The organism is Halobacteriovorax sp. BALOs_7 (assembly GCF_003612895.1).
Lineage (GTDB): Bacteria > Bdellovibrionota > Bacteriovoracia > Bacteriovoracales > Bacteriovoracaceae > Halobacteriovorax_A > Halobacteriovorax_A vibrionivorans.
The window spans coordinates 2,955,007-2,968,192 of record NZ_CP027772.1; the positions used below are offsets into that span (position 1 = coordinate 2,955,007).

The window sequence follows — 13,186 nt, forward strand, 5'->3', positions numbered from 1 at the left end:
GGACGTTTCATTCGATAATAATTGTATGAAAACGTTAAAAGGTAGACCGTCACTCCATTTATTATTAATCTTACTTCTCATCACATCTTCATGTGTGCCAGATAGCTTAACTAAGTTTAAGGAAGAAGGTGCAACAAGTGATGATGCATCAAGTTCAGTTGGTGAAGTCGTCGATCCACCATCAGGATTTGAGGATGATGAAGGAAATGAGATTTCAGCAGACAGTATCGATATTCCATCGTCTGTTTCTTATGACAGCTCCAAAACACATATTTTTGTTACCGGTGACTTAAGCCTAATGAATGTCAGTGGCTCAAACTTAGTTAACTATATTCAACCAAGTGGAAACTTTGGTGATTATACAATCATCGAGTCATCTGGTGGCGACACTCTAAGTAATCAATATAGTGAGTATATAAGTCAAGAAGACAAGGTCTTTTCAGTAAGTGACTCTACTCAAAATAATTTCTTAGATCCAATCTCAAATCCAGGTTTTAACTTTGGAACAGACTTAGAAACAACATATGCAAGTGTTTTCACTCTTGAAAGTAAAACAGGAACAATTAGGCTTGGAGATACTAACGCTGCGCCAATTAGAACATTTACTGCTGCAAACGCAAACTTCAACTTCTATGATCCACCAAATGCAACGGCAGAAACTATAACAGTAACTTCGATGCCTAAAATTGCCGTTATGGCACCTATCCCAGAAAAGCTTACCCTCGAGGTAGATACTGGATTTAATTGTACTGGAACAGATATTGGAACAAGTGTACCAAGTACTCCTACAATTGGTGATGTGTATCTTGACTCAGGTACTTGTTACTTTAATTATGATGGAACAAATACAAATACTGTGGCCTTTCCATTTTCTGGCCCTATTTATATTGGCTTTCAATTAAATTCAAATACTGGATTTTTAGCTGACGATTCTATTACATCTGAAACATTCTCAACTGCATCAGGTGCAACTGGAACAATAACCTACAAAGATGAGTCTAACTCTATCTTTGGAACAATCAGCTCAGGAGAAATATATCCTGGTGACGTTATTGATAATCAATCTCCATTCTCTAATACAGAAGGAGTCATTGAGAAACTTAAGTATTACTTTCAACCTGATTCAAATATTGTTTTAAAACTTATCAATGATACATCAGTAAGTCCTATTTCACATATTAGCTATGACAATCATACCAATATTGAAGTTACTCCAGATCTTCCTTCAACATTGAAGCTAGTAAAAGATGTGGATAGTCCATTATTTGGCTACATCATTGATGTATCAGGAGGGGCAGACCACGAACTACAAAGCGCAAAAGAATACTCTGTTACGGTATCAAATAACATATCAAAGAGAACTTTTACGTTTGACATAGGTATTGTAAACCCGCCTGAGAAGCTATCTTACTCTCAACTTACAGCTTTTAAAGTAAAGAACTTAATTCAAAGTACTTCAACATTTGTCGTAGGCCAAGAAGTAGCAACTGTTGCAACACCTCCTCTAACAGAAGGTGCAAAAGGGATAATCAAGAAAATTTTAGACATTGATGGAAATGAGAAGTATCTAATCGTACAGGTTATTTCTGGTGAATTCGTAAAAGATTCTTCCATTGATAACTATAAAGAGTTCGTAGATGAAGAAGCAGTTATTCAAACGGAGCCAGTTTCTTTAACTCATGTTATGGAACTTAATACAACGGCTGCATTCACACCGACTTATATTGACCAACAACCGGCACTTTGTCAGGAGTTTATTGCAGCACCTTCAAATGAATATGCAAAAGCGATTGTAACAGGAAACCCAACGGATACAGGGCTATCTGGATACGTTTTTGTAAATCAAGTAAAAGATCCTGATGATACAACGGCCAATCGTGACTTTATTGCAAGTAATACTAATTTAGCTGATTGTGATTTAGGGACTTCATATACAATGTTAAGTATGTGGGCTCCAGTTATAGAAGCTACGTTTTCAGATACAGCTAGTTTAGTATCAGGAATGGACGTTTTAACAACAACGAATCGTGCAAGCTTATCATTATCTGCCATAGATTCAACAAATGATACAGCACTGCTACAAAGTGCAGATGGTAAGCCAATTACTTTAACTCTGCCTGCACAATTCTCATCAGTGAGACCGTATTCATTAAATGCAGACTCGATAACAAATTATAAATCTCTAACAACTTTTGAACTTCAAAGAGGTGTTGAGTCCTCACTTTTAGCAACTCTTCCAAGAGGAGATTCTGTTGTCTACTCTGTTGAGCCGGAACTTCCACCTGGACTAACGCTAGATCCAGACACAGGACGAATTTCAGGAATACCTGAAGTTGCTGCAGCTTCAAAAAACTTTATCGTTACAGCAAAAAATATTTTAGGTTCTGCTTCGAGCTCTTTCAATATTTTAATTGAAGACTATTTTGAAGTTGAAATTGATATTGATAATACTCCACTGTTCTATGGCCACAAAGATGGTGAAGGTAATATTTTTAATAAATGCCGAATTAAGAAGAGAGATATTATCAGTAATCCAAAATCATCAGCTTCTGATATTGAAGATATTATTGATATCGATTGCTTCTTCGATATTGGTGAAGGTGACCTTTACGCAAGAGATATAAATATTAATGCAAATGTTGGTCCAGGAATGTGCCATACTCTTGAATATGTACCATTCTCTTACTTTAAGCGTAGACCAAATAAGACAACAGACAATCAAATTACATATGATGGCTCGGCATCGGATTACATCGTTCAAGTTGTAACAAATGCATCTCCAGAATGTCTTGCAGCAGGGACAACAAGCTTTTCAGCAGGTCAAGGGAGTGGCAACGTTTACGGTGGTGGCAATGGTGACGTTGCGACTTACTCAACTGATGGAATCTACATTAACGGACGACCATTTTCTGGATCACTTGATGATATTTGCACTGGAAAATACAGCGAAGACATCAACTGTGATGATGGTGGCTACTCACTTGGTTTAATCAACTTCATCTACACTGAAGAAGTAAGGGACGATACAGGAGCACTCATTACACCATCAGACTGTACCAACACAGTAGAAGTTGTAAAACATACATGTGAAGGTAATCCTAGAAGTTGTCTTGATGGGCCTATTGTCGAAGAGTTTGGTAGGAGTGATGTTGAGAAAGGTTTTTATGCAAAACTAACGGAAGCATATAATGGAGTAAATACAACTCAATCTCCAACTAGGCCACTTGAGAGAGGTGGTAATACAAATGTACTGGTAACAAATTACCTTACTGAAACATCTTGTCATGATGGAAATACTGACTACTATGCAGACGGAATAAAGGCTCACGCTTTATCAGCTACATATGAAGATACACCTAATAATATTGTTGATCCATTTATGGGAGCCAATCCTTTTTATACTTTTAACTGCCTTGACCAAGCCAATGATGTTCAAGCAAGAATTAACGTTCACATTAGAGATTGGGATACAAGCTTTGATCTAACAAACCTCGACAAAGCTTATATTGCAGGAAACTGGGCAATGGATAACTCATTATCAGATTTATTTGGCAACCCTATCAATGGATTTGACGATTGGGACGATTTAAATAGAGGAACAAATTATAGTGCTTGTGGGCCATCGACTGCGCCAACAGTAGGTACTGCTTATACTGTTATCCCTTTAACAATTGATTCTGCAACGAAGTCCGAGCTGTCAGTAAAAGTTACTGGCGGATTTCCAAGCGAATACTTTTACCCTGGTATGGAGATTCGTATCGGTACAGATGATTACCAGATTAAAGGTTACGACGATGATGAATTCTTCTTAACGTTGCCACTTCTTCAAAACTACACTTCAGGGGATACGATTACAGGACGATATCTCTACGAGTTCCCTGCGTATAAGTACAGAGATGAAGAATAAATATAACTAAAGCACACGACCAACTAAATCAAAATCTAATACTTCGGTGATCTCAACTTCAATGAGGTCACCGATTTTTAAATCTCTCTCATTTAAATCATTGATAATAACTTTTCCATCAATATCCGGAGCTTGGCCAAAGTGGCGACCGACAATTAAAAGATCAGTATCCTCATGTGTTCCTTCAACTAAAACTTCAACTGTTTGACCTAAGAAGTCTTGATTAAGCTCGCGAGCAATTTCTTTTTGAGCTTCATATAAGCGATCAAATCTTTCATCAATCACTTCCTGAGAGTTCTTATCTTTAAGACGATAAGCCGGTGTACCTTCTTCATCAGAGTATCTGAAAATACCAAGGTGGTTAAAGCGAGCTTTTTTTACACCTTCTAAAAGTTTTTCAAAATCTTGTTCCGACTCACCAGGAAAACCAACAATAATTGAAGTTCGTAGAACAATACCTGGTATTCTCTCACGAAGCTTAACAATTCTCTCCATGATCTTCTCACCTGTGATCTTTCGATTCATTCTCTTTAACACGTAATCAGAGAAGTGCTGAACTGGCATATCAAGATACTTACAAACTTTTGAAGATGTTGCCATCTTTTCGATTACTTCATCAGTTAATTCATCTGGGTAGAAGTAGAAGAGTCTAACCCAATCAACACCATCAACTGTTTCAAGGCCAGACAGGAGTTCAAATAGATTATTTTCATCACTTAAATCAACTCCATAATCAGAAAGGTCTTGAGAAATAAGATTTAACTCACGAACTCCTGATTCAGAAAGTTTCTTTGCTTCTTCAACGAGAGACTCAACAGTACGTGAACGAAGACGCCCTCTAAGGGTTGGAATAATACAAAATGTACAATTTCGATTACACCCTTCAGATATCTTTAACCAAGCTGTATAAAATGGAGAAGTATTAAGTCTTGGATCAAATTCAGTATGAATAAATCTTGGAACTTCAACAAATGACTTCTTTTCTAATTTATTATTTTCTAAAGCAGTTAGAAGAGGAACAATCTTATTGTATTCACCTGTTCCAATAAACATATCAACTTCAGGAAGACTTTTTTCAAGTTCATCTGAATATCTCTGTGCCATACAACCTGACACAACGAGGGCCTTACATTTTCCGACCTCTTCATCTTTATAGTCTGCAAGGTCTAGAATCATCTCTATCGATTCTTGCTTTGCCGCTTCAATGAAAGAGCATGTGTTAACAACAATTACTTCTGAATTTTGCGGCTCAGTTTCAACCTTGAAGCCATTTAGGCCCATATGCCCTAGCATAACCTGAGCATCAACAAGGTTTTTAGAACAACCCAGAGAAGTAAAGTAGACCGTGCGGTCGTTAAATTTTTGGTTAACTTGAGATGAAATCTCAGTCATATATGTCTCCAATGTAAGCGAAAGTAGGTACTTATAAGTCTCAACCGACGTTTTTTCAAGGTCTTATGTAATTTTTTTAGGTACAGAAGTGCCTATTTTCAATTACTTGAAGGAATTACCTTCTCGGCCTATTCTAGATAGTAATGAGATTAATTATTATAACGACATTTATTTTACTTCTGGCCTCTTGTACAAACTTAGATCGTCCTCCAAAGGAGCGTAAAGCAAGTGGTGAATTAACAAACCTACTTGTGAAGATTTCAAAGAACGACAAAGTCTCATGTCGAGAATATGAAAAGTTTTTAGTGACAGATTTCCCTTTAGCTCCTTGGCTGAGAGCGAATTATCATAAAAACTGCACAAAGAGTATCCAAGAACTCAGTGAAGAATATAAGAACGTAGAACAATATCCATACTGGGCCCGTGAAGAACTCATCGACGCCATAATCTCAAAGCCTTATTACAATGATACTTATGTAAGTGCCGTATTAAATAAGATTGATTATTTGAAAACACGTGGAGAAACAGAAAGACTACTTCAAGACAGTTTAAAAAGATTTCCACAAAATACAAATGAATACGATCGAATCTATGAAAAACTAATTGAAGTTTCACCTCGCTTTAACACATCTCCAAAGCCAGAAGAGTTTATGGAAGTTGGAAAGAGTTTTGAGCGTGATCGCCAATTCCCAAAGGCGAGAAATTTCTATCGTCGTGTAATTAGAAATAAAGATTCCACAAAAGAAGAAAAGGTCGATGCTTGGTTTCGACTAGCACACTCATATAAGAGAGAACGTAAAGGTGATAGCTTTCGTGAAAATATAAGAGGACTTGTACTCTATCTTCAAAAGAATCGTGAATCAGAATACTTAAAAGAAAAGCATGCTGAGTATTCAATTCGTTTAGCAAGAATATATTGGACGGAAGATAATCTACAAAGAGCAGTGAGAGTCCTAAGAAACCTACTATTATATAAGGAAGTTCCAAACGATTCAGTGGTAACGACCTATTATACAATCGGTGGTATTTTTGAAGATTTAAGAAAATATGATCGCTCTATTAAATTTTATAAAAAGGCATATGCAGCAATTGAAAAAGAACATGAGCATCTCGAAAGCATTGTATGGAATCTCGCTTGGACAAATTACAAAGCTGGAAATTATGAAGAGATGATCAGTTGGTTTGATCAGTTTGAAAGTAAATCAGAAGAGGCAAATTACCGTTTTCTTTATTGGAAGTTTGTAGGCTTAAAAAAGCTTAATCGATTTAAAGAAGCGCAAGAGCTTCTTAAAAGAATTCAAGAAGAAGATCAATTTGGATACTATGGCCAAATTGCTCACATGAATCATACAAAACTTGAACACATCAACTATCGTGAAAGGTTTGATATTACAATTGATGAACTGGCCTGGGCAGTATACTTAAATAATACAGAACTTGCTAAGAAGATTATCGATAGTAATGAAGATGTAAGCTATAGTGACTTATATGCGGCGAAATATTTCAATATTATGATCTTCAAATTCTTCAGAGAAAGTGATGAAAAACAAAAAGAGATTCTAAGTAAAGATCCACAATTTGCATTTCCTTTAGCATTCAAAAAGGAGTTCCTTGAGAATAATCGCTCAAAAACAGTCACAACTCCACTACTTATGAGTATCGCTAGACAGGAGTCGGCCTTTAATCAATACGCACGCTCACCTGCCGATGCATTTGGACTTCTTCAATTAATTCCAGAACAAGGTAAACGTCTTTCTAGACGCTATAAGATTCCATACAATAGTTATGAAGACCTTTATAATCCAAAGATTAATATCACCTTCTCAAGCCTTCTTTTAAACGAGTTAATGAAGAGAAGAGATAATAACTTTATTGATTTTGTGGCCAGCTATAATGCTGGAGGTACACCAGTAAGACGCTGGAGAAGCCGAATTAAACTTCCAGACCTAGAGTATATTGAAGAGATCCCTTACAAAGAAACACGAAAATATGTAAAACTTGTAACGAGAAATTATCTCATATACTCACGATTACTAAGTGATGAGCCAATTACTTTGAAAGAGAACTTCTTTCGCGGTGGCTTTATTGATATGAAACGTTAGCACCTTTTGGTACTTGAAGGATAAAGTTCTTCTCTTGAAATTTCTTATTTGTGGCAATATTAGATAGTTCTAAATTAACACTCTTGCCATCAGCATAGTTGATTTCAATCTTTGAAAGATTACTGAATTTCTTATCTGTCGATTTAAAAACAAGCTTTGTTTCAATTACACCAGTATCCTTTACGGCCTTTTCCTCAAAGACCAGTACACTGTATTTTTCGCTGTCTTTAACCTTGTAATTCTTATTTGTTTTTAGTCCACTTTTTAAGAGATCAAAGAAGTTGGATAGCCCTTTATCACTTCCCTTATGGATAACAATCTCAGCAGGATCTCCAGGCATAAAGCCATCTCTCTTATACCAAGTTGTCTTTTCATTCGTTACATAAACAAGAGCATCAGTTCCAACTTGCTCAAGTCTAAGTTTTCCTGGGTACTGGTAATCAAAAGTCCCATTAGACTCTTTAGGCGTTCCCGTTAATTGATTTTTTACAATTTGTTTATACTTAGTAGAAAAAGACCTTGGAACGAATCCCAAGGCCATATTTGAAATAATTGTCAGTAGTAATAGTTTTTTCATTACTGTAATTGTACCGAAACTGCCTTTGAAACACCAGGCTCCTGCATTGTTACCCCGTATAGTGTATCGTTTAACTCCATTGTTTTCTTATTATGTGTAATAAGAATGAACTGTGATTCAGCACTCATTTCACGAAGAAGTTCATTAAAACGTCCTACGTTGGCATCATCAAGTGGAGCATCAACCTCATCCAGTAGACAGAATGGAGATGGCTTAACTAAGAAGATAGAGAAGATTAGTGAAACCGCAGTCATGGCCTTTTCACCACCAGACATTAGGTTAATATTTTGCATCTTCTTACCTGGAGGTTTTGCAATAATATCAACTCCACATTCTGCATCTTCAATATTTCCAACGATTTCTAGACGAGCTTCCCCTCCACCAAAGATGATTGGAAATACTTTTCTAAATCTCGTATCAACTTCTTCAAAAGCAATTTTAAATCTTTCTTTTGATTTCTCATCAATATGATCTATCGCATTTTGAAGATCTTCTAGAGACTTTCTAAGCTCTACTTCTTGAACCTTTAAGAAGTCATAACGAAGTTTTTGTCTGTCATAATCTTCAATCGCCTGCCAATTAATCTCACCTAAGCGACCAAACTCAGATTTATAATTCTTAAGCTTATGCCCTTGGTCTTTAAGGTCTTGTCCATATTTACGAACAAACTCATAAGATTCTTTTTCAATCTCTTTTGGTCCATTCTCAGTTTCCATGAAGTACATTGTTGAAATATCATTAAGCTTTTCAAAGTCAGACTCACCATATTCAAGATAGCGACCAAGAGTCTCGCGAAGATCAACACGGTACTTCTCAAAAATATTACGTACGCACTCTTCTTCTTCATTAAGACATCTTTCAAGACGAACTTCTTTTTCAGTAATTTCCTTGTCGGCCTTGTTGATATTCTTAGTGAGTTCCTTAACCTGTTCTTCTCTTTCTTGCATCGCAAGTAATAATTCAGAGAACTCATCTTTCATAATACTTAGAACTTCATCTTTACTTGCAAGAACATCTGCCTTGTCATTATTTGAAAGTTCAAGCTCTTCAATCTCAACTTGAATCGTTTCGATTTCATTTTCAAGTTTCGTAATTAATTCAGTATTGGACTCTTTACGAAGCTTTTGCTTTTCAATTTGTTTTTCAATATCCTCTGACTGAGAACGAAGTGAATTTACACGCTGTTCAAAAGTCTTGGCCTCAACTTGTTTAGAAACATAAACCTCACGATCAGCTTCATAAACCTCATTCATCTCATTATATCCATCACGTAGATCTTGAATTCTTTCAGACATATCTGAAATTGATTCTTCTAGTGATGACTTCTCTTTATGAAATGATTCCTCTTTTTCAAGAATAGCAAGTCTAAGCTTAGACGTTTCATCCTTACGATTCTTAAGAATATCAAGTCTCGTATTTCCAGATTCCATTGAAGCAAGCTTCGACTCTAAAGCAGAGTTCTTTGCTGCATAATCTGCTCTTGCTTCACTTAGAGCAAGACGAGCATCTTCTAGTTCTTCAACTTTCGACTTTAACATCTCATTTGAAGCATTTACTTCTTCTTCAAGGTTGGCAACTTTTTCATTTAGAGAGACTAACTCGTTTTCAAGAGTTTCAATTGTATTATTTCTTTCAATCGCACTTTGACCTTGCTCTCCAGATCCTTTGATATGAAGAACTGTCGCATTACGGCGATTTCTAATTTGAATATTTCCTGCAATATCTGAGATTCCACCAAATGAGATCGAGCTCTCAAGTGAAGCAACCTTATCAACGTCAAGAGTATCAACGATGAATAAGCTTGATAAATAAGGAGTCAGTTTCGCTTTATACTCTTCAGGTAATTCAATAATATCACTTAACGTTGTTAGCTCTGCTCCTAGCTTAACCTGGAGTCTTTCACGTGCTTCAGCCGAAATGATATCTGCTGATTTATCAGCAAGTAAGATTTCAAGCGCATTCTCATCATTTTCAGACACCCAGTTTTTCAGAAGAGATAGGTCACTTTCAGAAGTAACTAAAGACTCTAAGAACTCTCCAAGAAGTGCTGTAACAGCTTTCGTGTACTTGTCATCACACTTGATAATATTTCCTAGAACAGTGTAATTTTCCGAGTCTACTTCATTTAAGAACTTCGATACACCTTCTTTTGCACCTTCTAGAGATGCGCGTATTTCTTTTAAAGAAGATAAGCGTGATTGTTTCGTAATCTGCTCTTTTGTAAGAGTTTTCAGTTCACTCTCTAGATCACGATCCTTAATAGTTAATTCATTTACTGTTTCTTTCAGGTTTGATTCTGATTCAGTTAACTCCTGCGCTAAATTCTTAGCGGCCATAACCTCGTCTCTTTCCTTGGCAAGTTCTGTTGAAACACCTGAGTATTGTTTTTCAATAGCTTCAATTTCAGTTGCAAGGTCTTGAAGAGTTGCAGCATATTCTTCAAGTTTTGAACTATTTTGAAAGGCTTGTTGTTCCATTTTAACAAGCTCTTCTTTTTTAATATTTAACTCTTCTTCAATTTCATTTATTTGAGATTGGCGATCTTCAAGTTCAGACTTTAAAGTTTCAAGTTTTTCACTTGCAGCTTCATAGTCATAATCTTCTTTTGAAGAAGTGATAACATCATTAATTTCTGTTTCAATTTCTTCTTTCTTCAGTAGTCTTTCTTCAATCTCTTGTGAAAGCTCTTCGATCTCTTTTTGCCTTTGCTCTAAATTCTCTTCCTTATCCGTTAGAGACTTGCAAAGAGCATTAAGCCTTTCTTCTGAAGCAGCTAATTTATTTGAGATCTCATTTCTTTCTTTTTGAAATTCATCAATTTTTGCAGTCTTCTCTTCTCTTTCAAAGCGTTCTTCTTCAAGAGATATCTCTAGAGAATCTTTCTGTGTACTCCAAGCCTCAAGGTTCATTCTTTTTTCAGTAAGTTCTGATGAACCATCACGAAGTTCGCGAAGATCTTCAAAAACCTTGTGTGCATTAACAGAGATTTCAGTGCGCTTAATTTTCTCTTTTAAGTTACGAGCTCTTTCAGCTTTCTCAGCTTGTTTTTGAAGAGATTTTAAATTCTTTTCAATTTCAACAGTAAGATCATTTAGACGATTTAAGTTTTGCTCTGTTGCTTCGATCTTTCTCATCGATTCTTTCTTACGAACTTTGAATTTCGTAATACCAGCAACTTCTTCAATCATTGTACGACGCTCAACCGGTTTTGCTTGAACAAGTCTGTTGATTTCACCTTGAGCAATAATTGAATAAGACTTTGCACCAGCACCAGTATCCATAAATACTTCTTGGATATCTTTGAGTCTTGCTGGCTCTCCATTGATACGATATTCCGTATCTCCATTTCTATATAACTTTCTTGTTAATTGAATCTCTGAAGGGTTTGCAACTTTTCCACCAATGTGAATATGCTTACCATCCGTATTTTCTAGGACAAGTGTTGCCTCGGCCCAAGCAGCTGGATTGTATTTAGAAGAACCAGCAAAAATAAGGTCCTTCATAGAGTTACCTCTTAGGTGTTTAGCTGATTGCTCACCCATAATCCAAAAAAGGGCATCTACGATATTTGATTTACCGCATCCATTTGGCCCAACGATACCTGTAATACCGTCGTCAAAATTAACAATTGTACGATCTTTAAAGGATTTAAAGCCCTGGATAATAAGTCTTTTCAGTTGCACTTTGATTCACTCCGTCAATGTCTACTATATTTTGTGTGTTGTGTAGGGCTTAATGTACCATTTCAAGCACCAAATCGTACACTTTTAATATTTAAGTTTCGCTAAAAGACTTACGTATTTTTAATATCTTACAAAGCCAAAATCCTAACAAGAACTAACACGCCACTTTATATTGTACGAATTTAATACTAGGGCTTCATCATTCACTCAAAGTTGCCGATAAGAAATCCAATGAGCCAAGATCAAAAGACAGTCTATTTCACAATCGACTTTCATCTCGTTTCACGAGAAAAGCCGATGTTATATAATATCTACATCAATTCATCGACGGTAAAAGACAAGGATCACTATGTGAAAATTGTTAAGCCAGGTGAAATACTTACTGACGCAGACGTGGAGGACTTTAAAAAGTATCAACGTATTCATGTCCTCGAGTCAGAACGAGGTCTTTACTTACAATCCCTTGCTGAAAATGATGATTTTGAATCTCTTGATAAAGTAACGGCCATTAAAGATTCAGCTGTTAAGCATCTCGATGATATCTTTAATCCAGGTAAAGAATTTAATACTGAAATTCTTGGTGAGGCCCTTGATGGTTGTCACGATTCAATGAAGGCCATGGTTGGGGTTATAAAAGACTACGATATCAATAGCCTTAAGAACCTGATCGGTGAATTATCTTTTCACGACTTCTACACTTACGATCATTCAATAAATGTTAGTATGTATAGTGTTCTCATCTATAAACAATATAGACCTAAGGCCAGTGAAGCTGATCTTGTAGCAATTGGGCTCGGTGGACTTCTTCACGATTTAGGGAAAACAAAGATTTCAACTGAAATCCTCAATAAGTCTGGTGGTCTTTCTGATGAAGAATTTGCAGAAATAAAAAAACACCCAGAACTTGGTGTCGAGTTGTTTAGAGAAGCGAACCCAGATTTTCCAGGTTTAAAAAAAGAAGCAATTGAAAGAGTAATTGTTGAACACCATGAAAATATTGATGGTTCAGGCTACCCAAAGGGATTAAAAGGACCTGACCACCACATCTTTTCAAAAGTAGTTTCTGTTGCTGACTTCTTTGATGCCATCACAACAAAGCGTTCATATTCACAAGCACTTCCAATTGAAGATGCTTTAGAAATTATGAAAAAAACAGTTGGAAAGAAGATCGATGCTGAAATTTTTGATTTCTTTGTTAAAAAAGTTTCAAAAGTAATCTTAACTGGAAAGACAATGATAGAACTTCCAGAAGACTTCAACACAGAAATTGCCCACGCTGAACTTCCAGTACAAAAAGTACAACCAAAGAAGCTTGGTGAGAATTTCACTAAAGCACCAGATAATCCTAATAAGATTGAAAAATAAGTTAAATTTATGGGATTTGAAAAATGGTCGGAGTAGCAGGATTTGAACCTGCGACCCCTTGCTCCCAAAGCAAGTGCGCTACCAAACTGCGCTATACTCCGACATTGAAAAATTGGGTGTGATTGTTATAAGTGATCTAAACCTTTTTGGCAACCCAGAA

The 13,186-nt window shown here is 36.2% G+C and carries 6 protein-coding genes and 1 tRNA gene; 3 read left to right on the top strand and 4 right to left on the bottom strand.

Features of this window, described 5'->3' with window-relative positions; translation table 11 throughout:
* Positions 1 to 25 precede the first annotated feature (25 nt).
* Positions 26 to 3,907, top strand: coding sequence for a putative Ig domain-containing protein (locus BALOs_RS14055; protein ID WP_162929714.1), 3,882 nt, complete (start codon positions 26 to 28; stop codon positions 3,905 to 3,907).
* A gap of 6 nt (positions 3,908 to 3,913) precedes the next feature.
* Here BALOs_RS14055 and rimO read toward each other — a convergent pair whose 3' ends face one another.
* On the bottom strand, positions 3,914 to 5,299 hold the full coding sequence (gene rimO / locus BALOs_RS14060; protein ID WP_114705813.1) for a 30S ribosomal protein S12 methylthiotransferase RimO: 1,386 nt from the start codon (positions 5,297 to 5,299) through the stop codon (positions 3,914 to 3,916).
* 143 nt (positions 5,300 to 5,442) lie between these two features.
* Between rimO and BALOs_RS14065 the strand changes: the two genes are divergently transcribed.
* On the top strand, positions 5,443 to 7,401 hold the full coding sequence (locus BALOs_RS14065; protein WP_120405557.1) for a transglycosylase SLT domain-containing protein: 1,959 nt from the start codon (positions 5,443 to 5,445) through the stop codon (positions 7,399 to 7,401).
* Here the strand turns inward: BALOs_RS14065 and BALOs_RS14070 are convergent.
* Positions 7,382 to 7,978 (bottom strand): outer membrane lipoprotein carrier protein LolA, encoded by a 597-nt coding sequence (locus BALOs_RS14070; RefSeq protein WP_114705815.1) that lies wholly within the window; start codon positions 7,976 to 7,978, stop codon positions 7,382 to 7,384. The genes BALOs_RS14065 and BALOs_RS14070 overlap by 20 nt on opposite strands.
* Positions 7,978 to 11,661 carry a chromosome segregation protein SMC gene (gene smc, locus BALOs_RS14075; RefSeq protein WP_162929715.1) on the bottom strand — a complete coding sequence of 1,228 codons (3,684 nt, stop codon included), beginning with the start codon at positions 11,659 to 11,661 and terminating at the stop codon, positions 7,978 to 7,980. Before smc ends, BALOs_RS14070 begins: the two co-directional genes overlap by 1 nt.
* A 231-nt stretch (positions 11,662 to 11,892) precedes the next feature.
* Here smc and BALOs_RS14080 point away from each other — a divergent pair, with 231 nt between their 5' ends.
* Complete coding sequence (locus tag BALOs_RS14080; RefSeq protein WP_120405559.1) at positions 11,893 to 13,026, top strand: HD-GYP domain-containing protein; 1,134 nt, start codon at positions 11,893 to 11,895, stop codon at positions 13,024 to 13,026.
* A 24-nt stretch (positions 13,027 to 13,050) separates the two neighbouring features.
* Here the strand turns inward: BALOs_RS14080 and BALOs_RS14085 are convergent.
* Positions 13,051 to 13,127, bottom strand: a tRNA-Pro gene (locus BALOs_RS14085).
* Positions 13,128 to 13,186: the final 59 nt, after the last annotated feature.